The 20572-nt window shown below is 69.5% G+C and carries 20 protein-coding genes; 10 read left to right on the forward strand and 10 right to left on the reverse strand.

Annotated elements, in window-relative coordinates; translation table 11 throughout:
* Positions 1-14 precede the first annotated feature (14 nt).
* On the forward strand, positions 15-1019 hold the full coding sequence (locus ACT541_RS07165) for an asparaginase (protein WP_476135431.1): 1005 nt from the start codon (positions 15-17) through the stop codon (positions 1017-1019).
* Here ACT541_RS07165 and ACT541_RS07170 read toward each other — a convergent pair.
* A complete protein-coding gene (locus tag ACT541_RS07170; protein WP_476135432.1) occupies positions 1009-1851 on the reverse strand; it encodes an EamA family transporter in 843 nt (280 codons plus the stop codon). The genes ACT541_RS07165 and ACT541_RS07170 overlap by 11 nt on opposite strands.
* A 101-nt stretch (positions 1852-1952) precedes the next feature.
* Here ACT541_RS07170 and ACT541_RS07175 point away from each other — a divergent pair, with 101 nt between their 5' ends.
* Positions 1953-2435 (forward strand): MarR family winged helix-turn-helix transcriptional regulator, encoded by a 483-nt coding sequence (locus ACT541_RS07175; RefSeq protein WP_476136057.1) that lies wholly within the window; start codon positions 1953-1955, stop codon positions 2433-2435.
* A 16-nt stretch (positions 2436-2451) separates the two neighbouring features.
* On the opposite strand, the gene meaB is transcribed toward ACT541_RS07175, so the two are convergent.
* Positions 2452-3471 (reverse strand): methylmalonyl Co-A mutase-associated GTPase MeaB, encoded by a 1020-nt coding sequence (gene meaB / locus ACT541_RS07180; protein WP_476136059.1) that lies wholly within the window; start codon positions 3469-3471, stop codon positions 2452-2454.
* 429 nt (positions 3472-3900) lie between these two features.
* Here meaB and ACT541_RS07185 point away from each other — a divergent pair, with 429 nt between their 5' ends.
* Positions 3901-4884 carry a helix-turn-helix domain-containing protein gene (locus tag ACT541_RS07185; RefSeq protein WP_476135433.1) on the forward strand — a complete coding sequence of 328 codons (984 nt, stop codon included), beginning with the start codon at positions 3901-3903 and terminating at the stop codon, positions 4882-4884.
* A 28-nt stretch (positions 4885-4912) separates the two neighbouring features.
* Here the strand turns inward: ACT541_RS07185 and gloA are convergent, their stop codons facing one another.
* Positions 4913-5431 (reverse strand): lactoylglutathione lyase, encoded by a 519-nt coding sequence (gloA, locus tag ACT541_RS07190; RefSeq protein ID WP_476135435.1) that lies wholly within the window; start codon positions 5429-5431, stop codon positions 4913-4915.
* A gap of 342 nt (positions 5432-5773) precedes the next feature.
* Between gloA and ACT541_RS07195 the strand changes: the two genes are divergently transcribed.
* On the forward strand, positions 5774-6229 hold the full coding sequence (locus ACT541_RS07195; protein WP_476135437.1) for a cupin domain-containing protein: 456 nt from the start codon (positions 5774-5776) through the stop codon (positions 6227-6229).
* Positions 6230-6311: 82 nt separating this feature from the next.
* Positions 6312-6677, forward strand: a complete 366-nt coding sequence (locus ACT541_RS07200; protein ID WP_476135439.1) for a nuclear transport factor 2 family protein — start codon at positions 6312-6314, stop codon at positions 6675-6677.
* A 46-nt stretch (positions 6678-6723) separates the two neighbouring features.
* Here the strand turns inward: ACT541_RS07200 and ACT541_RS07205 are convergent, their stop codons facing one another.
* From ACT541_RS07205 to ACT541_RS07215, 3 genes are all read right to left on the reverse strand, one after another.
* Positions 6724-7356: a DUF1131 family protein gene (locus ACT541_RS07205; RefSeq protein WP_476135440.1), complete on the reverse strand. Its 633-nt coding sequence runs from the start codon at positions 7354-7356 to the stop codon at positions 6724-6726.
* Positions 7357-7565: 209 nt separating this feature from the next.
* A complete protein-coding gene (gene scpA / locus ACT541_RS07210) occupies positions 7566-9731 on the reverse strand; it encodes a methylmalonyl-CoA mutase (RefSeq protein WP_476135441.1) in 2166 nt (721 codons plus the stop codon).
* 134 nt (positions 9732-9865) lie between these two features.
* Entirely contained in the window at positions 9866-11695 is a 1830-nt protein-coding gene (locus ACT541_RS07215; RefSeq protein ID WP_476135443.1) for a methylmalonyl-CoA mutase family protein, read from the reverse strand.
* Positions 11696-12057: 362 nt separating this feature from the next.
* Here ACT541_RS07215 and ACT541_RS07220 point away from each other — a divergent pair, with 362 nt between their 5' ends.
* Positions 12058-12804, forward strand: a complete 747-nt coding sequence (locus ACT541_RS07220; protein ID WP_476135445.1) for a helix-turn-helix transcriptional regulator — start codon at positions 12058-12060, stop codon at positions 12802-12804.
* Between the two features lie 138 nt (positions 12805-12942).
* Here ACT541_RS07220 and ACT541_RS07225 read toward each other — a convergent pair whose 3' ends face one another.
* Both ACT541_RS07225 and ACT541_RS07230 read right to left on the reverse strand, forming a co-directional pair.
* Entirely contained in the window at positions 12943-13347 is a 405-nt protein-coding gene (locus ACT541_RS07225; protein ID WP_476135446.1) for a DUF4332 domain-containing protein, read from the reverse strand.
* A gap of 153 nt (positions 13348-13500) precedes the next feature.
* A complete protein-coding gene (locus ACT541_RS07230; protein ID WP_476135448.1) occupies positions 13501-13974 on the reverse strand; it encodes a hypothetical protein in 474 nt (157 codons plus the stop codon).
* 324 nt (positions 13975-14298) lie between these two features.
* On the opposite strand from ACT541_RS07230, the gene ACT541_RS07235 reads away from it, so the two are divergent.
* From ACT541_RS07235 to ACT541_RS07245, 3 genes are read left to right on the forward strand one after another with little or no spacing between them, the layout of a single operon-like run.
* On the forward strand, positions 14299-15822 hold the full coding sequence (locus tag ACT541_RS07235; protein WP_476135450.1) for a helicase HerA-like domain-containing protein: 1524 nt from the start codon (positions 14299-14301) through the stop codon (positions 15820-15822).
* Between the two features lie 11 nt (positions 15823-15833).
* A complete protein-coding gene (locus ACT541_RS07240; RefSeq protein WP_476135451.1) occupies positions 15834-17216 on the forward strand; it encodes a M20/M25/M40 family metallo-hydrolase in 1383 nt (460 codons plus the stop codon).
* 11 nt (positions 17217-17227) lie between these two features.
* Entirely contained in the window at positions 17228-17653 is a 426-nt protein-coding gene (locus ACT541_RS07245; protein WP_476135453.1) for a hypothetical protein, read from the forward strand.
* Here ACT541_RS07245 and ACT541_RS07250 read toward each other — a convergent pair.
* A complete protein-coding gene (locus ACT541_RS07250; protein ID WP_476135454.1) occupies positions 17643-18674 on the reverse strand; it encodes a CorA family divalent cation transporter in 1032 nt (343 codons plus the stop codon). The genes ACT541_RS07245 and ACT541_RS07250 overlap by 11 nt on opposite strands.
* An 88-nt stretch (positions 18675-18762) precedes the next feature.
* Complete coding sequence (locus tag ACT541_RS07255; RefSeq protein ID WP_476135456.1) at positions 18763-19425, reverse strand: haloacid dehalogenase type II; 663 nt, start codon at positions 19423-19425, stop codon at positions 18763-18765.
* Positions 19426-19624: 199 nt separating this feature from the next.
* On the opposite strand from ACT541_RS07255, the gene ACT541_RS07260 reads away from it, so the two are divergent.
* Positions 19625-20491: a branched-chain amino acid aminotransferase gene (locus ACT541_RS07260; protein WP_476135458.1), complete on the forward strand. Its 867-nt coding sequence runs from the start codon at positions 19625-19627 to the stop codon at positions 20489-20491.
* Positions 20492-20572 lie beyond the last annotated feature (81 nt).

Genomic DNA, 20572 nt, shown 5'->3' on the forward strand with positions numbered 1-20572 from the left:
GCGGGGAGGGACGCGTGACGGCGACGATCGAAGTGGTGCGGGGCGGCTTCGTCGAGAGCCGGCATCCCGTCGACTGGGTGGTGGCGGATGCTGCGGGCGCGATCGTCGCCCAGGCCGGCGATCCGACCCGTGTGATCTATCCGCGGTCGTCGATCAAGGTGATCCAGGCGCTGCCGCTGGTCGAGAGTGGCGCCGCCGACGCCCTCGGCTTCGGCGTCCGCGAACTGGCGCTCGCCACCGCGTCGCATTCCGGCGAGACGGATCACGTCGAGACCGCCCGTGCCATGCTCGCCACCGCCGGCCGCGACGAGACCTGCCTCGCCTGCGGCCCGCAGTGGCCCGGCCGCGAGGCCGACCGCGGCGCGCTCCACCGCGCCGGCCTCGGCCCGACGCGCCTCCACAACAACTGCTCGGGCAAGCACGCCGGCTTCGTCTGCGCCGCCTGCCATCAGGGCATGGACCCGGCCGGCTACGAACAGGTCGACCACCCGCTCCATCGCCAGATCGCCGCCGCGCTCGAGGACGTGACCGGCGTCGATCTCGCGACCATGCCGCGCGGCATCGACGGTTGTTCGATCCCGGTCTGGGGGATCCCGCTGGCGGCGATCGCCCGTGGCTTCGCGAAGCTCGAGACCGGCACCGGCCTCGCGCCCGAACGGGCCAAGGCGGCGCGCCGGCTGCTCGACGCCGCCCGCGCCGAGCCCTTCATGATCGCCGGCACCGGCCGCCTCTGCACCGACCTCTCGCGGGCGCTCGACGGCGCTGCCTATGTGAAGATCGGCGCCGAGGGCGTCTATGTCGCGACCCTGCCGACGCTCGGTCTGGCGCTCGCGCTGAAGTGCCTCGACGGCACCACCCGCGCCGCGGAAGTGGCGGTCGCGACCCTGGTCGCAGCGCTCCTCGGCCGCATGGACGACCCGGCGCTCGCGGGGTTCCTCAGGCAGGAGATCAAGGACTGGAACGGGCAGCTCGTCGGCGAGGTCCGGGCCGGGGAGGGGTTCCGACCCCTCAGGCCCTGACCCGCATCGTCGCCCAGACGCTGCCGAGCACCAGGACCATGCCGACGGCCTGCATCGCCGTCGGGATCTGGCCGAGCACGAGGCTGCCGAGCAGCACCGCGGTCAGCGGGCTGAGGAAGCCGAGCGGCGCCACCGCCGCCGGCTCCAGCCGGGAGAGACCGCGGAACCACAGCCAGTAGGTGAAGGCCCCGCCGATCAGGCCGAGGTGGAGGAAGCCGAGGAGGTTCCACGCCGTCGGCATCGGCAGCGTCGGCTCGAGCAGGAGCGCCGGCACCGCCAGCATCAGCCCGCCGGCGAGCAACTGCCAGCCGGTGAAGGCGAGCGCCGAGACCGGCGGCTGCCAGCGCTTGGTCAGCACGGTACCGAGCGCCATCGACAGTGCGCCGGCGAGCGTGGCGACGATGCCGACCCCGTCGAGTGCCGCCTTCGGGCCGAGCACCAGCAGGCCGACGCCGAGAATGCCGACGACGCCGATCGCCACCCGCGCCGGGCTGATCGCCGTGCCCGCGATCACGCGCTGCAACACGATCACCACGAGCGGCTGCACCGCCCCGAGCGTCGCGGCGACGCCGCCGGGCAGGCGATAGGCGCCGACGAAGAGGCAGGCCCAGAAGATCGTGAAGTTCAGAGCGCCGAGCACGAAGACGCGCCCCCACCAGACGCCGAACGGCAGCCGCCGCGTCAGCGCCAGCACCATCAGCCCGGCGGGCAGCGCGCGGAGGAAGGCCAGCGTCAGCGGCCGATCCGGCGGCAGCCATTCGGTGGTGACGAGATAGGTGCTGCCCCAGATCGCGGGTGCGAGGGCCGTCGTCGCGAGGTCGCCGAGTTTCATCGGTCGCTCCATTTGTCTCGACGTCAAGATAGATGAAAATATCTCGATGTCGAGATATCTCGACGCTTGACCCGATCGGGGCTTCGTTGTCACGTCGCGCCATGGACCATGTCGATGCGATCCTCGCCCAATGGCGGCGCGAAAGGCCCGACCTCGACGTCGAGCCGATGGGGCTGCTCGGACGCATGACGCGTCTGACCACCCATCTGCGCCACGCCATCGAGAGCACGCTCGCCCGTCACGACCTGTCGCCGTCGAGTTTCGACATCCTGGCGACGCTGCGCCGCGCCGGAGCGCCCCATCGCCTGTCGCCCGGCGATCTCCTCGCCACGACCATGGTCACCTCGGGAACGATGACCAACCGCATCGATCAGCTCGAGCGCGCCGGTCTGGTCGAACGTCTCGCCAATCCGCAGGACGGTCGCGGCGTGCTGGTCGCGCTGACGCCGGCCGGGCTCGCGCGGGTCGAGGCGGCGGTGACCGATCACGTGGCGACGCAGGTCGCGCTGGTCGGCGCGCTCTCCGACGACGAACGTCGCGCCCTCGACACGCTGCTCGCGAAGTTCCTCGCCGCCTTCGAGTGAACCGCGTGCCGGGGAATCAGATCCCCAGCGCCCCGGCGATCTCGTCGACCGCCAGCGAAGCCGAGACGGTGCCGTCGCGGACGCCGGCCTCGAGCGAGGTCAGGCGGCCGGCGACGCGGGTGTCGTGACGCAGCGCCTGCATCACGCGCTCTTCCAGCATCGACCACATCCAGGCGACCTGCTGCACGCGGCGGCGTTCGGCGTGTTCGCCGGTCGCCTCGAGCTTGGTGCGATGCGTCTCGACCTGCTCCCACATGGCGTCGAGGCCCTGGTTGGCGAGGCCGGAGATCAGCACCACCGGCGGCGTCCAGGCGGCCGACTTGGCCGCCATGATGTTGAGCGCCGCGCGATATTCCGACGCCGCCTGACGGGCGCGCACGGCATTGTCGCCGTCCGACTTGTTGACCGCGATCATGTCGGCGATCTCGAGCACGCCCTTCTTGATGCCCTGCAACTCGTCGCCGGCGCCGGGCAACATCAGGACGAGGAAGAAGTCGACCATGCCGGCGACCGTCGTCTCCGACTGGCCGACGCCGACGGTCTCGACCAGGATGACGTCGAAGCCCGCCGCCTCGCACAGCAGCATCGTCTCGCGCGTCTTGGCGGCGACGCCGCCGAGCGTGCCGGAGGAGGGCGAGGGGCGGATGAAGGCATTGCGATCGACCGCCAGTCGCGCCATGCGCGTCTTGTCGCCGAGGATCGAGCCGCCCGTCCGCGTCGAGGACGGATCGACCGCCAGCACCGCCACCTTGTGGCCGGCGGCGGTCAGATTGGCGCCGAGCTGATCGATGGTGGTCGACTTGCCGACGCCGGGCACGCCGGTGATGCCGACGCGATGGGCCTTGCCGGTGTGCGGCAGCAGCGCCTGGACGAGAAGACGCGCCTTCGCCTGATGCTCCGGCTTGCGGCTCTCCACCAGCGTGATGGCGCGGGCGAGCGTCGAGCGGTCGCCGGCGACGATCCGGGCGGCGAGTTCCTCGACCGGCACGTCGCGCGCGGCATGGACCGGCGTCGGCCGAGCCTCGGGCGGCGTCATCGAGACGTCGCCTGCGGCATCGACCGAGACATGGGCGAGGCCCGCCGTCGGCGGGGCGAAGGAGGATGTGGACATCGGCGATGCTCTCTGCGTCGGGCGACCGGCGGGACGGCGTCATTCTCCCTGCCACCATCGACCCGGCGGTGTCCAGACGATTTTCGAACGAGTTGCAAAAACGCCTTGTAACTCAAGGGTATGAATGCGTCGCCCGGCGCCGCTCGTCATTGCTCCGGCGAGACGAATGGGATGCGGCCAACGTCGTTCGCGCCGCGACGACCATGGCGAACGGCGGTCGAGCGCCCCGCTTCTTGCCGAGCGCAGGTCGATCGACCGCCCTCGTCTTCGACTTTCGCTTTGACGACGCCCTCCGATATTCTACATGTCGAGTGCTCGACGATCACGAAACAATAATAATCGGGAGGACGGGCAATGCCGACGGAGGCGGGAGCGCGGTGGGATACGCGCGACATCGCCGCCACGCATCGCTACGATGCCTGGCAGGACATTCTGCAGCGCGTCTACGGCGCCTGGGACGTCGACCGTCCGACCGGCTCCGGTTTCGACGCACAGTTGACCCATCGCGCCGTCGGCGGCTTCCAGATCGTCGATTGTGCCTGCGACCCCTGCGGCGCCCGGCGCACCCGCGCCGAGATCGGCGTCGACGGCCGCGAATCCATCACCGTCCAGCTGGTTCTCTCGGGTCGTGAGACCTTCGCCATCGGCGAGAAGCGCGTCGATCTCGGCCCGGGGGACGTGCTCCTGTGGAACTCCATTCGGCCGATGCGTTTCGAGGTGACGGAGCGGCTCCGCAAGATCTCCGTCACCATGCCGCTGGCGCGGCTGCGCAGCTGGCTGCCGAGCGAGTGGCATTCGATCGAGGGGTGTCTGCCGCGCGGCTCCGCCGGCGCCGGGCTCCTGTCCTCGATCGTCGGCTCGCTCTCGCCGTCGTTCCTGGCGGGCGACCTGCGCCACAGCGAGGCGTTGACGGAAGCCGTGCTCGGCATCCTGGTCAACGTGCTCGGCATCGACCGCGAGGACGGGCCGACGACGTTGCGCGAAACGCGGCTCGCGACGGTCAAGGACCACATCCACGCCAATCTCGGCAATCCCGACCTGTCGCCGGTACTGATCGCCCAGGCGAAGCGCGTCTCGCTGCGCTACCTGCACGCGCTCTTCGAAGGCGAGGGGACGACGGTGCAGCAGTACATCATCCGTCAGCGCCTGATCCGCTGCCGCCGCGAGCTGGAGAACCCGAAGATGGCGGGTCGGACCATCACCGACATCGCCTATGGCTGGGGCTTCCAGAACTCCACCCATTTCAGTCGCCGCTTCAAGGCGGAATTCGGCGTCTCGCCCCAGGCGTTCCGCGCCGACCTGATCGCCGGCGCGGGCCATCCCGCCGCGCGGTCGTGAGGACGGCGCGGCGCGCGGCGTCCGTCGCTCACGCCCCCCTGAGCATCGCGGCGAGCGACGGGGCGGAGAGGATCTCGATCCAATAGCCGTCGGGATCCCGGATGAAGGCGAGCCCCTTCATCCGACCCTCGTCCGGCCGCTTGACGAACCGCACCCCCATCGCCTCGAAACGGGCGCAGGCGGCATGGACGTCGGGAACCGAGAAGCCGATGTGGCCGAAGCCGCGCGGCTCGGTGTTGCCGTCGTGATGGCCGGCGAAGGTCGGGTCGCTCTCGGTGCCCCAGTTGTGGGTCAGCTCGAGCGTCGCGTGACGCCGGAAGACCCAGCGCGCACGCTCCAGATCGTCGGTGGGAACCGGGCCGTCGCCCGGCCGGACATGCGCCATGAAGTAGAGCGAGAAGCGCATGTCGGGAAAATCGAAACGGTCGAGCAGCGTCATCCCGAGCACGTCGCGATAGAAGGCGACGGAGGTCTCGGGATCGCGGACGCGCAGCATCGTCTGATTGAACACGAAGCCGTCGGTGGCGGCGCGGTCGGTGGTGTCCATGGGGGCCTCGTCGGTCGGTGACGGCTGATCGCCCACCGAATAGCAACTGCGCGTGCCCCGCGATCTGCCCCTGCGTGCACTCCGGCGCCACCGAGCGTGCACTCCGATCGCGTCGCCGGCCCGCAAGGTATTGACGAATTTTATGATTTCGAAGCGATCCGATCGATGCGAGCGGCCGCGGGATGCACGGGCGGTCGCGTCGGTGTGCATCAGTGGAAATGCGTAATCGGACGGCCCGCCCTACCGTTTCCGAAAGAGAAGGCCGGCGAACGGCCCCGGAACGTCTTCGTCGGCGCGAGCGCCGCGGAGATCTCGAAAACGAAACGCGAGAGAGGAAACCCCATGAAGCCCCATACTCCCGAAGAATACGTCCAGATCGACGACGGTCCGTGGGCGCCCTTCCCCGACGCCTTCTCGGCCGGCGGCATCACCTGGCGGTTGCTGCACGTGTCGCCGGAGGCCGGCACCTGGACGGCGATCTTCGAATGCCCGGCCGGGTCGTCCTTCGCGGCGCATTTCCACACCGGCCCGGGCGAGTACTTCCTCTACAAGGGCCGCATGGACGTGCGCGGCGGCAAGGCGGCCGGCGGCGACACGGCGGTGGCGCCCGGCTACGGCTTCGAGTCCTCCGGCGCCCGTCACGACAAGACCAGCTTCCCGGTCGACAGCGCCTTCTACATGACCTTCTCCGGTCCGCTCGCCTTCATCCGGCCGGATGCCACCGTCATCGCCAACATCGGTTGGAACGAGGCGCAGGGCGCCTGGCAGGCCCATCTCGACGCCGCGAAGGCCGCCTGAGGCCCGGTGGCCGGCCGCGGCGGAAGCCGTGCGCCGGTCGCCTCGCCCCGACATCGACGAGACCCGATCGAGGGAGACCCCCGTGACCAGTACAGCAGATCATTCGGCGCGAGACGCCGTCGCGACCACGGCCGACGTGTTCGCCCACCATCTCGGCGCCTTCGCCGAGGGCATCGACGCGATCCTCGCCGACTACGGCGACGATTCCGTGCTGATCATGCACGACAGGGCGTTTCGTGGCCGCGACGAGATCCGCGCCTTCTTCCAGGCGTTCCTCGACGGTGCGACGCCGCAGTTCTGGGAGGCGTTCACGCTTCTCGCCAAGTGCGTCCACGGCGAGGTCGCCTATTTCACCTGGCGTTCGGAGCCGACGGTGACGCTGGCGACCGACACGTTGGTGGTCCGCGACGGCAAGATCGCCGTGCACACCTTCACCTCGTACCCCTGAAGTCGCGCCGGAACGTCTCGTTCCGGCGCGAACACCACGCCGCGCCTCAGCCCGGCGGAGTCCAGATGATCCTCTGGAGCATGCCGGTGTCGAGGATCTGGCGCGGGGGCAGCTGCGAACTCATCGCCGCCTCGCCCTGGAACGAGAAGGTCAGCGTCACGTTCGAGGCGCCGCGCGACTTGCAGATCGCCATGCCGAGCCACAGGTCGGTGCCGATGCGGCAGGTCGAGGGATCGGTGCCGGTCTCGCGGAAGGTCATGCCGGCGCGCTCGCCGGCCGGGCCGACGACGTGATGGGTGACGCCGTGGATCTGGGCGATCCGCCCGCCCTGGCCGAGGATGTGCAGCACCTGGATGCGGCCGCCGTAGGCGTCCTTGAACAGAACCATGGCCTCCGGCGTCGAGGTCTCGAGGCCGATGGTGACGGTGCCGGTCGAATAGCCGGGCAGCTGGGCGGTGACCGCCTTGGAGGAGAAGGGCGTCGCCGCGCCGATCGGGCCGGCACCCTGCGCCGTGATCTGCAGGAACGTGTCGCCGGTCGCCTGGAAGGCGGGGCGGGAGGGGCCGGTGCCAAAACTGTCGCCGGTCGGGGCACAGGCGGCCAGCGCCGCCAGGGTCAGGCCGAGAACCGAGGCCGCGCCGAGGCGCAGGCCGCTCCGATCGACAGGCTGGTTCGCCATTCGATACCCTTTCGAATCAACGTTCGTCTTGCTTTGAATGTCGAATAAGGCGACGCGGCGGCGCTGTCACGCCCGCACCTTTCGGATCGCCGAGACCCGCGCCGGTCGCGGGGTTCCCGCCCTCGTACGGTGGGGCCCGAAGACGACGAAGGCCCGCCGGGCGAACCCGACGGGCCTGATGTCTCGTCCGCGAGGTCGATGCCTGCCGATCACTCCGCCGCGGCGGCCGGGCCGTAGCCGAGCTTGGCGTTGAGGTCGGCGATCAGCTTCACCGCGGCGTCGGCGATGACCGTGCCGGGCGGGAAGATCGCCGCGGCGCCGAAGTCGATCAGCGCCTGGAAGTCCTGCGGCGGGATCACGCCGCCGACGACGATCATGATGTCGCCGCGGCCTTCCGCCTCCAGCGCCGCCTTCAGCGCCGGCACCAGCGTCAGATGGCCGGCGGCGAGCGACGACACGCCGACGATGTGGACGTCGTTCTCCACCGCCTGACGAGCGGCCTCTTCCGGGGTGGCGAACAGCGGTCCGATGTCGACGTCGAAGCCGAGGTCGGCGAAGGCCGAGGCGATCACCTTCTGGCCGCGGTCGTGGCCGTCCTGGCCCATCTTGGCGACCAGGATGCGCGGACGGCGGCCGTCGTTCGTCTCGAACTCGGCGACGAGCTGCTGCACCTTCTCGACGGCATCGCTCATGCGGGAGACCTCGCGCTTGTAGACGCCCTGGATCGACTTGATCTCGGCCTTGTGCCGGCCGAACACCTGCTCGAGCGCCATCGAGATCTCGCCGACGGTCGCCTTGGCGCGCGCCGCCTTGATCGCGAGGTCGAGCAGGTTGCCCTCACCCGACGCCGCCGAGGCGGTCAGCGCCGCTAGCGCCGCCTGGGTGTCGGCCTCGACGCGCTCGGCCTTGAGGCGCTTCAGCTTCTCGATCTGCGCCGCGCGGACGGCCGAGTTGTCGACCTTGAGCACGTCGATGGCGGCTTCGCTCTCGGGCTTGTACTTGTTGACGCCGACGACGGTCTGCGAGCCACTGTCGATGCGCGCCTGGGTCTTGGCGGCGGCTTCCTCGATCCTGAGCTTCGGGATGCCGGCCTCGATCGCCTTGGCCATGCCGCCGAGTTCCTCGACCTCGGCGATGTGGGCCATCGCCTTTTCGGCGAGCTCGGCCGTCAGCCGCTCGACATAGGCCGAGCCGCCCCACGGGTCGATCGTCTTGCAGGTGCCGCTCTCCTGCTGCAGCAGGATCTGGGTGTTGCGGGCGATGCGGGCCGAGAAGTCGGTCGGCAGCGCCAGCGCCTCGTCGAGCGCATTGGTGTGGAGCGACTGGGTGTGGCCCTGCGTCGCCGCCATCGCCTCGATCGCGGTGCGCACGACGTTGTTGAAGACGTCCTGCGCCGTCAGCGACCAGCCCGAGGTCTGCGAATGGGTGCGCAGGCTCAGCGACTTGTCCGACTTCGGCTGGAAGTTCTGCTGGACGAGCTTCGCCCAGATCAGGCGGGCGGCGCGCAGCTTCGCCACTTCCATGAAGAAGTTCATGCCGATCGCCCAGAAGAACGACAGGCGGGGGGCGAAGGCGTCGACGTCGAGACCCGCGGCGCGGCCGGCGCGGATGTATTCGATGCCGTCGGCGATCGTGTAGGCGAGTTCCAGGTCCGCCGTCGCGCCCGCTTCCTGCATGTGATAGCCGGAAATCGAGATCGAGTTGAACTTCGGCATGTTCTGCGACGTGTAGGCGAAGATGTCCGCGATGATCCGCATCGAGGGAATCGGCGGATAGATGTAGGTGTTGCGGACCATGAACTCCTTCAGAATGTCGTTCTGAATGGTGCCCGAGAGCTTCGACTGGTCGACGCCCTGTTCCTCGGCCGCGACGACGAAGAGCGCCAGGATCGGCAGCACCGCGCCGTTCATCGTCATCGACACGCTCATCTGGTCGAGCGGGATGCCCGAGAAGAGGGTGCGCATGTCGTAGATCGAATCGATCGCCACGCCCGCCATGCCGACGTCGCCGGTGACGCGCGGATGATCCGAGTCGTAGCCGCGATGGGTCGCGAGGTCGAAGGCGACCGACAGACCCTTCTGACCAGCCGCGAGGTTGCGACGATAGAAGGCGTTGGAATCCTCGGCCGTCGAGAAGCCGGCGTATTGGCGGATCGTCCAGGGCTGGTTGACGTACATGGTCGGGTAGGGGCCGCGCAGGAACGGCGGCAGACCCGGCCAGGTCTTCAGGAAGTCGAGGCCCTCGAGGTCGCTCGCGCCGTAGACCGGCTTGACGTCGATGCCTTCCGGCGTCGTCCACACCTCGGCGCCCTCGGCGGAGGCCGGCACGGCGACGGTGGAGAAGGGAACGCTGCTGAAGTCAGGGATGCGGCTCATCGGCCTCTCCTCGGTCTCCGGTTCCGGGTCGCGCTGCGCGCCCACGGCCCCGCGGGGAAGAATTCCCGTCGATCCGGCTTCGCGCAAGATCGACGATCGGAAGGCGAGGGGCGTCGTCCGCCCCTCGGGGTCGATCAGGCGCCGAGCTTGTCGAGCGCGTCGGAGAGCGTCGCCACCACGTCGATGCCGACATGGACGAAGCCGGTGACACCGGCCTTGGCGTAGGCCGCCTTCTTCTCCGCGTCGGCGGGCTTGCCGGCGAGATAGAGGATCTCGCAGCCGGCATCCGCCAGCGCGGTCGCCGCCTTCACCGCCTGCTCGTCGTAGACGGCATCGGAAGAGGCGATCACCGCGGCCTGGGCGCCGGACGCCTTGTAGGCCGCCGACAGCGCCTCGATCGAGGCGAAGCCGTCGTTGGTCAGCGCCTGGATGCCGCCCGCCTCGAAGACGTTCTTGGCCCAGGTCGACCGCGCCGTGAAGTCGGCGATGCGGCCGAGATTGGCGAGGAAGACCGTCGGCCGGATGCCGGCGGCGTCGGCACGATCACGCAGGCCCTCGAAGGCCTCGCCCAGCGCATGGGGCACGAAGGCGGTGACGTGTTCGACCGGCGGCACGGTGCGCGGCGTCGGCGCGGGCGTGTCCATCACGGCGACGGTGCCCTCGGCGATGTTGGGGAACTCGGAGACGCCGGTCACCGGCTCGCGGCGCTTGGCGATGGCGTCGATGCGGGTCTTGGCGACGCCGGCGACCTTGGCATGGAGCGAACCGGAGCGCAGCGCCGCGACGATGCCGCCTTCCGCCTCGATCACCTGGAACAGCGCCCAGGCGCGCTCGGCCATCTCGGCCGTCTCGGTGTCGACGAGGCCGGAGCCCGCCGCCGGGTCGGCGACGCGGTGCAGGTTCGATTCCTCGATCAGCACCGACTGGGTGTTGCGGGCGACGCGACGGGCGAAGGCGTCCGGCAGGCCGATCGCCTGGGTGAAGGGCAGCACCGTCACCGAGGTCGCGCCGGCGACGCCGGCGGCGAAGGTGGCGATGGTGGTACGCAGCATGTTGGTGAAGGAATCGCGCCGCGCCATCATCCGGCGGGCCGTCTCGACATGGATGCGCGGCGCCTTGGCGGCCACGCCGCAGGCCTCGAGCACGCGGGCCCACAAGAGCGTCAGTGCGCGCAGCTTGGCGATCGAGCGGAACTGGTTCTGGTCGGCGACCGCGGTGAAGCCGATCTTCGACGCGGCATCCGCGACGTCGAAGCCGGCCGCCTCGAGCGCGCGCAGATAGGTCACGGCCGTGGCGATCAGGCCGGCGAGCTCCTGCACCTCGGAGGCGCCGGCGGCGTGCCAGACGCGGCCGTCGGCCTCGAGCGCGGTGCCGGGGAAGCGCTTGGCGGCCTCCGCGGCGGCGGCGATGGCGTCCTCCGCCTTGGTGCCGATCTTGCCGGTCGCGGCGAGGAGGCCGACCGGATCGTTGATCACCGAGAGATCGAGCGTCTTGCCCTGCTCGCGCGCCACGCCGAGGAGGATGTCGGCGACGTCGGCGCTGCGATGGCCGGCGTCGAGCCGGATCGGGATCAGGTCGAGATGGACACCGCCGAGCAACGTCTTGACGCAGCCGTCGCAGGAGATCGTCAGGCCGTGGCCGTAGGCGTTCGGGCTCTCGGCACAGACGAGGTCGAGGCCGGAGGCGCCGCCGACGAGATCGTCGAGCACCTGGGCGTTGGCGGTCTTGTTGCCGGGGATGTCGATGCGGGCCATGACGGTCCAGGGCTTGCCCGCCGTGCGCGCGCCGAGCGGCGCCGGGGTCGGGTTGCCCTCGTAGATCGGCTCGATCGTGATGCCGTCGGCGGTCGAGGACTTCAGCCGATCGAACGGCACCGTCTTCAAGGCCTTGGTCGCCACGCCGACCCAGTCGTCCCAGCCGCGCGGGTCGAAAGACCCCATCAGTCCCGTAGCCTTCGCGCTCACCGTCGTCTCCCACGTCTGACGCGGCCCCTCGCGGGGACACGGCGTCTTCATCGGAACCCTCGTCCGTCGACGACGAACGATGGTTCCCCGGCGCGATCGTCGGTATCCGTAGCGTCACGGAAGGACGAAGGTCGCCTCCCGAGAGCGCTTCCGCCCGCGCGACATTGTCGCGCCTCGATCGCTGTCCCGATAGGGGGGATTTCCGCGGAATCTGGAATTAGACGATGGTAGGGAGGCGCGAAATCGGCCCTTTCCGCCGTGAAACCTTCGTAGGGTGACGCTTACGTCAACCCCTCGTAAAACCGACAATTGAACGATTTGGGGAACGGTCTCAGTGTCCTTTCGAGGGGGAGACCAGAGGAATGGGCAGGGGAGAGTCTGAAGGGCTCTACGGAGAGGCGGCTCGCTTTTCCGTGGAGGGCGACGGCGGTCGGGTGTTGGAGGCGCTCGAGAGCCGTCTGCGCCGACTGGGCGCCACGCACGTGCTGATCACCGGACTGCCCCTGCCGCGGCGGGGCATGGCGAAGCTCGTCGTCCGCTTGAACTGGCCTGATATGCGCTCCGGCGGCCACCTCCTGGACATCGCGCCGAGCGATCCGCTGCTGTCGTGGTGTCTGACGCGCGACCGGCCCTTCGTCGTCCGCGACGGCGGTCTCCACCCGCTCTCTGCCGATGGAGCCGCGGCCCCTCCGCCGGCCCTCGCGGGTTCCGATCTGCTCGCCGCGGCGGGTGGCGCCGACGCTTCGGTGGTGGTGCTGCCGATGCGCGAGCCGCGTCCCTGGCAGGGCTGCGTGATGCTCGCCGGAGCCGCCCTCGCGATCACGCCCGACGCCCTCGACGAGCTCTCCTTTTTCTGCAAGGCCGCCCTGCAGAGTCTTGCGCGCATCGGTTGGCTGGAACGTGCCCGCCCGGGAGACCTCTCCGATCGCGAACGCCACGTGCTGTCGCTGACGGCGATCGGCAAGACCGCCGGCGAGATCGCCGAGCTTCTGGCGATCTCGCAGCGCACCGTCCACGCCCATCTCCAGAACGCCGCCGACAAGATGAACGCCTCGAACAAGACCCACACGGTCATCGAGGCGCTGCGCCACGGCCAGATCACCCTGTGATCGCCCGCGGGCGGACCGGGAAGCGCGAACGGGCAGGACGCGAACGGGCCACAGACGCGAACGGGCCGGATCGGTCGCCCGATCCGGCCCGCATGTCGCGCGCGGCGGCGGCCCGGGGGGCCGCGCTCGCGTCGAACCTCAGTAGGTGAGCATCGCCGGAAGCGTCTTGGCTTCCTCGATCCAAGCCGCGACCTGGTTCTCGCCGGGGACGTGGTTGACGAGGTTCTTGGCCGCGTTCACTTCCAGCATCTTGGCATGGAGGTTGGCGGCGTTGCGGTGCTTGAGCTCCTTGACGGTGTCGACGCCGGCGGCCTCGAGCAGGTCGGAGAGCTGCGAAGCCACGCCCTTGATGCGGAAGAGGTCGGCCTTGTTGGCCCAGGCCAGCACCAGCTTGTCGGAGATGCCGGTCTTCTCGGCGATGTCCTTGCGGCCCTTCGGGTCCTTGGCGGCCTCGAGATAGGCCTCCACGGTCTTCAGGCCGATCGCCGTCAGCTTGGCGGCGTAGGCCGGGCCGATGCCTTCGATGTCCACGATGTTGGTCATTGCGCGGTTCCTCGCTGGATCGCCGCGCCGGACTGAAACCGGCGTCGGCTCGAGAGATTATGGTCGGGGATTTGATCCCGAAAACCGTGATTCCACAATCCCCCCGAGCGGAAGTCGAGAGGATCGGGCGCGATATTGTCCGGACGGACGCCGTCAGCCGATCAGATGCGACGCGCCGGGAATGTTGGCGAGCAGCTTGTCGACGTTCTCGTCGCCGGCGACCTGCTTCAGCTGGCCGACGAGACTGCTGCCGATCTCCTTGATCTGACCGATGTCGAGCCCCTCCTTCTGGAGGTTGCCGAGCAGCGCCAGGCCCGCGCCCATGCCGCCGCCTTCCGAGCCGCCCATCAGGCTGCCGAGCGCACCGGCGATGCCGCCGCCGCCCATCAGACCGCCGAGCGCGCCCATCAGGCCGCCGCCGCCACCGGCCTCGGCCGCCGCCGCTTCGGCATGGGCCGCGCCCGCCGTCGCCATCTGGTCGAAGCCGGGAACGTACTGCTTGACCATGTCGACGTATTCGGCCGGAGCATGGCTCGAGATGAAGTCGACGATCATCGCCACGGCCTTGTCGGCGGTGGCGGGGTCGATGCCGACCTGGGCGGCGATCTTGTCGATGATTTCCTGCATGGGACCTGTCCTCGAAAGGCCACGGCGTCGGGAGACGCCGGTCGAATGTCGTCGGAGGGGTGGCTCGTGGACTCATCCCCCCTTCCGCGACCGAACGGCCGCGGCATGGCTGCCGGAGGCTCCATTCCCGCCGCGCTCGATCTGGCGTCGCGCGCTCTGCGGGATCCACCCTGAAGTCCGTCGGCGGCCGAACCTGCCACAAGGCGAGGGGATCGAACAAGGGCCTCCCCGACCCTTCTCTGCCCCAACGTCATGTCCCGGCTCTGTTTCCAAGCGAGCGCGCGCGGGCTAAGGAAGGGCATGTCGATTTCCGGGGAGAATCCGATGCACATCGAGGGCGGCGTCTATCTGGGCAAGAGCGTCGAGCCGGAGTGGCTGGAGCTGAAGCTCGCCAATCGCCACGGCCTCGTCACCGGCGCCACCGGCACCGGCAAGACCGTCTCGCTGCAGGTGCTCGCCGAAGGCCTGGCCGAGGCCGGCGTCTCGGTCTTCGCCGCCGACGTCAAGGGCGATCTCTCCGGCATCGGCGCCAAGGGCGAGGAGAAGGACTGGATCGCCAGGCGCTGCGCCGACATCGGCTTCACCGAGTGGGAGCCGAAGAAGTTCACCACCGTCTACTGGGACGTCTTCGGCGTCCAGGGCCACCCGGTCCGCGCCACCATCACCGAGATGGGGCCGCTGCTGCTCGCGCGCCTGATGGGCCTCAACGACGTGCAGGAGGGCGTGCTCAACATCGTCTTCAAGCTCGCCGACGAAGAGGGCCTGCTGCTCCTCGACCTCAAGGACCTGCGCGCCGTCCTCGCCCATGTCGCCGAGCGCGCCGACGAGCTGACGGTCGACTACGGCAACGTCTCCAAGGCCTCGGTCGGCGCCATCCAGCGTCAGCTCCTCGTGCTGGAACAGCAGGGCGGCGACGCCTTCTTCGGCGAGCCCGCTCTGGCGATCTCGGATCTCATGGCGACCGACGCGCAGGGCCGCGGCCGCATCAACATCCTCGCCGCCGACGACCTGATGTCGAACCCGCGGCTCTACGCGACCTTCCTGCTGTGGCTGCTCTCCGAACTGTTCGAGGAACTGCCCGAGGTCGGCGACATCGACCGCCCCAAGCTGGTCTTCTTCTTCGACGAGGCGCATCTGCTGTTCGACGAGGCGCCGCCGGCGCTGATCCAGAAGGTCGAGCAGGTCGTCCGCCTGATCCGTTCCAAGGGCGTCGGCGTCTATTTCGTGACGCAGAACCCGCTCGACGTGCCGGACACCGTCTCCGCCCAGCTCGGCAACCGCGTCCAGCACGCGCTGCGCGCCTTCACGCCGCGCGAGCAGAAGGCGGTGCGCGCCGCCGCCGAGACCTTCCGTCAGAACCCGGCCTTCAAGACCGAGACGGCGATCACCGAGCTGGCGGTCGGCGAGGCGCTGGTCTCGATGCTGCACGGCAAGGGCGTGCCCTCGATCGTCCAGCGCACCTTCGTCCGCCCGCCCGAGGCCCGCGTCGGACCGCTGAAGGCGGAAGAGCGCGCCACCCTCGTCAACACCTCGCCGGTCGCCGGCAAGTACGACGAGACGGTCGATCGGATCTCGGCCTACGAGAAGCTGCGCGGCAAGATCGAGGCGAGCCCTGCGCAGCCCGGTGGCGACAACCCTGCCCCGACCGGCGGGGGCTTCTTCGACGGCGTCCTCGGGGGCATCCTGTCGACCGTCGGCGGCGTCGCGAGCATGAAGACCGGTGGTCCGCGCTCGCAGACCCTCGGTGAGGCGGTGATCAAGTCCGCCGCCCGTTCCGCCGCCTCCGCCGCCGGCCGCCAGATCACCAATGCGCTGGTCCGCGGCGTGCTCGGTTCGCTCCTGAAGTGAGATTGGAAGCCATGTCCATCGATCCCGTTCTCGCCCGCGTCGACGCCGATCTCGACGCGAGCCTCGCCCGTCTGTTCGATCTCGTCCGGCTGAAGTCGATCTCCGCCGATCCCGCCTTCGCCGCCGACGTGCGCGCGACCGGCGAGCACTGCGTGAAGCTCCTCGCCGATCTAGGCTTCGAGGCCTCCCTGCGCGAGACGCCGTTCCACCCGATCGTCGTCGCCCATTGGAAGGGCGCGGTCGAAAACGACGCCCGCCACGTCCTCTTCTACGGCCACTACGACGTCCAGCCGGTCGACCCGCTGGAGCTGTGGCACGCCGATCCCTTCGACCCCAAGGTCGAGGAGCGCGACGGCGTCGAGGTCGTCACCGGCCGCGGCTCGGCCGACGACAAGGGCCAGCTGCTGATCTTCATCGAGGCGATGCGGGCGCTGCTGGCCGAAGAAGGCCGTCTGCCGGTCCGCGTCACGGTGCTGCTCGAGGGCGAGGAGGAGAGCGGTTCGCCCTCGCTCGAGCCTTTCCTCGAGGCCCATGCCGCCGAGCTCTCGCATGACCTCGCGCTGGTCTGCGACACCAACATGTGGGCGCGCGGCCGCCCGGCGATCACGACGAGCCTCCGCGGCCTCGTCGGCGAGGAGGTGAAGATTGCCTGCGCCGATCGCGACCTCCATTCCGGCCTCTTCGGCGGCCCCGCCTGGAACCCGATCCGCGTCCTGACCAAGATCCTGGCCAGCCTCCACGACGACACCGGCCGCGTCACGCTGCCCGGCTTCTACGACGGCGTCGACGATCTGCCGGCGGAGGTCGACGCCTCCTGGCGGGCGCTCGGGGCGACCGAGGAGAGCTTCCTCGGCCCGGTCGGGCTGAAGACCGCGGCCGGCGAACGGGGCCGTTCGGTGCTGGAGCAGATCTGGGCGCGGCCGACCTGCGAGTTCAACGGCGTCACCGGCGGCTACACCGGCGACGGCTTCAAGACCGTGCTGCCGGCCAAGGCCTCGGCCAAGGTCTCCTTCCGCCTCGTCGGCGGTCAGGACCCGGAGAAGATCCGCGCCGCCTTCCGCGCCCGCGTCACCGAGATGCTGCCGCCCGATGCGACCGTGACCTTCCACGCCCACGGCGGTTCGGCCGGCTTCACCATGCCCTTCGACAGCCCGGTCCTCGACGCGGCGCGCCGCGCGCTCGGCGACGAATGGAACGTGCCGGCGCTGATGACCGGCATGGGCGGCACCATCCCGGTCGGCAACGCCTTCGCCAAGTATCTCGGCATGCCGACGCTCTTCGTCGGCTTCGGCCTCGACGACGACCGCATCCACTCGCCGAACGAGAAGTACGACCTCGAGAGCTTCCACAAGGGCATCCGGTCGTGGGCGCGGATCCTCAAGAACCTGGCGTGAGGGGAGGGCGGATGACGCTCTCCCGCCCGATCGTGCCCTGCGCCGCCGTGCTCGCCGCCTCCGACGAGGCGCGTCCGCGGGCGGTGCTCGACGCGGTCCTCGTGGCCGCCGATGTCGAGGTGGTGCGCTCCGGCTTCGAGCCACCGCGGCGGATCGGCGATCATGCGCGGATCTGGTTCTGGTGGCGGTTGCCCGAGGGCACGCCCGTCGAGCATCGCGCCCGGATGGAAGCCTTCGCGGCGGGGCTGGTGAAGCCCGAAGATCGGGCGAAGATCGTGACCCGCGTCGACGAGACCGCGGGCGAGGGGCTGGAGCTCGAGATCATCGTTGCCGCCAACGTCGTGCGGATCGCGCCCTCGGGGCTCGTCTGGCTGCATCTCGAACTCGATCTCGAACCGGCCGTGCAGGCCGATCTCGAGGCGGCGCTCACTTCATGATGCCGATCCGGCGCAGGATCAGATAGACCGCGCCCGATCCCATCAGCGCCACGAGGCAGGCGAGGAAGAAGCCGGTCTCGTCGTCGCCGAAGGGGAGCCCCTTGGTGTTCATGCCGAAGGCGCCGGTCACCAGCGTCGCCGGCAGGAACAGGGCGGTCAGCGCCGAGAGCGTCGACAGCTGCCGGTTCATGTGGTCGGCCGCCTTGGCGGAGGCTTCTTCCTGGATGATCCGCGCCCGCTCCTGGATCGCCTCGACGTCGCGCGCCACCGAGGCGAGACGCAGCGCCACCCGTTCGGCCATGGCGAAGACGTCCTCGGGCAGATCGCGTTCGCGGTCGTCGACGAGGGCGGCGAAGTGGATGCGCAGCGCGCCGACCTGACGCGACAGGCGCAGCGCCATGCGCCGGATCGGTCCGACGCGGAGATCCTCCGGATCGACCCGGTCCTCGACCACGCGCTCCTCGATCACCTCGAGCTTCTCGGCCTGTTCGCGCGCCGTGGCGGTCACTTCGTCGGCGAAGGTGTCGAACACCCATTCGAGCAACGCCTCGCCGGTCTCGAAGGCTTCGCCGCGGGCGATCGCCCGCCGCACGCCCTCGATCGAGCGCAGCGACTGGCGCCGTCCGGTGACGAGCAGACGGCCGTGCAGGGCGAATTTCAGATGGGCGATGTCGCCGCGGGTGTCGCGGGCGAACTCGCGGCGGAAGTCGGCGAAGACGCCGAACAGCGCCTCGTCTTCGGCGGCGAGCCGAAGGTGGTCGTCGGGATCGAGCAGCAGATCGCGCGCCGTCTCCGGCAGGCTCGATCGGCCGATCCACTCGCCGGCCCGAACGTCGGCGAGGTTGAAGTGGAGCCAGACCCAGCCGTCGCGGGCGGCGAGCGCCGCGCCGATCGCCTCGGCATCGGCGAGGACATGGGCGTGGCCGACCTCGTCGAAGGCGTGAGCGAAGACCAGCCCCGGCATCGGTTCGGCGAGCCCTTCGAGGGCGGAGAGGGCGCGGGTCCTGTCGGCGACGGTCATGTTTCCCCCGAGGGAGGCGCGACGGTGAGCTTCGCGTCGCCCCAACCTTTGGAGGGGGCGTGCGACGGTTCGATGACGGGGTGTCGTATCAGCCCAGCGTCAGCAGACCCGTGAGGCTCGGCAGCACGGCGGCCGGGCGGAACTCGTTGTATTCCTCCGGCAGGTCGTTGCGGTTGACCCAGACCGAGCGGAAGCCGAAGGCGGTGGCGCCGGCCGCGTCCCAGCGGTTCGACGACTGGAACGACACGGCCTCGGGGAAGCAGCGATAGCGCGTGGTGACGAGGTCGTAGACGCGCGGGTCGGGCTTGTAGATCTTGATCTCGTCGACCGAGACGATGTCGTCGACCACCTCGTCGATGCCGCCGGAGCGGCAGGCCGCCGCGAGCATCTTCGGCGTGCCGTTCGACAGGATGACGATCTTCGCGCCGCGCATCTTCAGCTGCTTCAGCACCTCCGGCACGTCCGGGTGGACGTCGCAGGTGAGGTAGCTGTCGAGCAGCGCCGCCCGCGAGGCGCGATTGGCCTGCGGCACCCGGGCGAAGGCATAGTCGAGCGCCTCCTCGGTCAGCGTCCAGAAGTCCTTGTAGCGGCCCATCATGGTCAGCATCCACGAATATTCGAGCTGCTTGGCGCGCCACAGCGCCGACAGGAGCTGTCCTTCGGGGCCCACCTCGTCGGCATGGCGGCGCACCGCCGCATGGACGTCGAACAGGGTTCCATAGGCGTCGAAGACGTAGATCGCGTGGGACATGCGTCGCTCCGTGGATCGGGAGTGGCGACAATGGACCGAACCGACCGCCGAGGAAAAGGGGGCAATCGCCGCGCCCCTCCGCCGTTCGCCCGACGCACCGCGTCACAGGCGGATCGGCCGTCGCCGCCGCCGATCCTTGCATTGCTTGCTGTACGGTCGTATCGGTGGGGTTCCCACTCATCACCCGAAAGGCGGCATCATGGCGCACGGCATCGAGAACCCGAAGACCTGGACGTGGTTCGACGGCGAATGGCTGGAGGGCAATCCGCCCCTGATCGGGCCGCGCAGCCATGCCTTCTGGCTCGGCACCTCGGTGTTCGACGGCGCCCGCGCCTTCGAGGGCGTGACGCCCGATCTCGATCGCCATTGCGCCCGCACCAACCGTTCGGCCCGCGCCGTCGGCCTCGAGCCGACCATGCGCGACGAGGAGATCCTCGAACTCGCCAAGGACGGCCTCACGCGCTTTTCCCGCGACGCCGAGCTCTACATCCGTCCGAGCTACTGGGGTGAGCACGATCATCCCAATCTCGTGATCGGCGCCGATCCGGCCTCCACCCGCTTCGCGCTGACGCTGTGGGAGGCGCCGATGCTGCCGCCGACCGGCATCACCGTGACGCTGTCGCGCTTCCGCCGGCCGACGCTCGAATGCATGCCGACCGACGCCAAGGCGAGCTGCCTCTATCCCAACAACGCGCGCGCCGCCCGCGAGGCGCGCGACAAGGGCTTCGACAACGCCCTCGTCCTCGACATGCTCGGCAACGTCGCCGAGCTCGCCTCCGCCAACGTCTTCATGGTCAAGGACGGCGTCGCCATGACGCCCGTGCCCAACGGCACCTTCCTCGCCGGCATCACGCGGGCCCGCACCATCGACCTCCTGCGCAAGGCCGGCACGCCGGTCGTCGAGAAGACGCTGCGTTACGAGGATTTCCTCGGCGCCGACGAGATGTTCTCGACCGGCAACTACACCAAGGTGATGCCGATCGTCCGCTTCGAGAACCGCGAACTCGAGCCCGGCCCGGTCTATCGTCTGGCGCGCCGACTCTATTGGGATTTCGCCCACGCGTGATGCGGCGTAGGGTGCTTCGAACTGGAAGAATTCGGGCGCGGCGGTTGCCGAGGTCCGTAGTCCTCCCTATGTTGCACGTGG

It is taken from the genome of Pinisolibacter sp. DMC100 (assembly GCF_056313705.1).

Excerpts from the sequence above, each read along its gene's own strand:
- ACT541_RS07220 (WP_476135445.1), top strand. The coding sequence starts at position 12,058 with ATGGGCAGGGGAGAGTCTGAAGGGCTCTACGGAGAGGCGGCTCGCTTT.
- ACT541_RS07260 (WP_476135458.1), top strand. The coding sequence starts at position 19,625 with ATGGCGCACGGCATCGAGAACCCGAAGACCTGGACGTGGTTCGACGGC.
- meaB (WP_476136059.1), bottom strand. The coding sequence starts at position 3,471 with ATGACGCCGCCCGAGGCTCGGCCGACGCCGGTCCATGCCGCGCGCGAC.
- ACT541_RS07250 (WP_476135454.1), bottom strand. The coding sequence starts at position 18,674 with ATGACCGTCGCCGACAGGACCCGCGCCCTCTCCGCCCTCGAAGGGCTC.
- ACT541_RS07245 (WP_476135453.1), top strand. The coding sequence starts at position 17,228 with ATGACGCTCTCCCGCCCGATCGTGCCCTGCGCCGCCGTGCTCGCCGCC.
- ACT541_RS07230 (WP_476135448.1), bottom strand. The coding sequence starts at position 13,974 with ATGCAGGAAATCATCGACAAGATCGCCGCCCAGGTCGGCATCGACCCC.
- scpA (WP_476135441.1), bottom strand. The coding sequence starts at position 9,731 with ATGAGCCGCATCCCTGACTTCAGCAGCGTTCCCTTCTCCACCGTCGCC.
- ACT541_RS07185 (WP_476135433.1), top strand. The coding sequence starts at position 3,901 with ATGCCGACGGAGGCGGGAGCGCGGTGGGATACGCGCGACATCGCCGCC.
- ACT541_RS07175 (WP_476136057.1), top strand. The coding sequence starts at position 1,953 with ATGGACCATGTCGATGCGATCCTCGCCCAATGGCGGCGCGAAAGGCCC.
- ACT541_RS07225 (WP_476135446.1), bottom strand. The coding sequence starts at position 13,347 with ATGACCAACATCGTGGACATCGAAGGCATCGGCCCGGCCTACGCCGCC.
- gloA (WP_476135435.1), bottom strand. The coding sequence starts at position 5,431 with ATGGACACCACCGACCGCGCCGCCACCGACGGCTTCGTGTTCAATCAG.
- ACT541_RS07205 (WP_476135440.1), bottom strand. The coding sequence starts at position 7,356 with ATGGCGAACCAGCCTGTCGATCGGAGCGGCCTGCGCCTCGGCGCGGCC.
- ACT541_RS07170 (WP_476135432.1), bottom strand. The coding sequence starts at position 1,851 with ATGAAACTCGGCGACCTCGCGACGACGGCCCTCGCACCCGCGATCTGG.
- ACT541_RS07240 (WP_476135451.1), top strand. The coding sequence starts at position 15,834 with ATGTCCATCGATCCCGTTCTCGCCCGCGTCGACGCCGATCTCGACGCG.
- ACT541_RS07255 (WP_476135456.1), bottom strand. The coding sequence starts at position 19,425 with ATGTCCCACGCGATCTACGTCTTCGACGCCTATGGAACCCTGTTCGAC.
- ACT541_RS07235 (WP_476135450.1), top strand. The coding sequence starts at position 14,299 with ATGCACATCGAGGGCGGCGTCTATCTGGGCAAGAGCGTCGAGCCGGAG.
- ACT541_RS07195 (WP_476135437.1), top strand. The coding sequence starts at position 5,774 with ATGAAGCCCCATACTCCCGAAGAATACGTCCAGATCGACGACGGTCCG.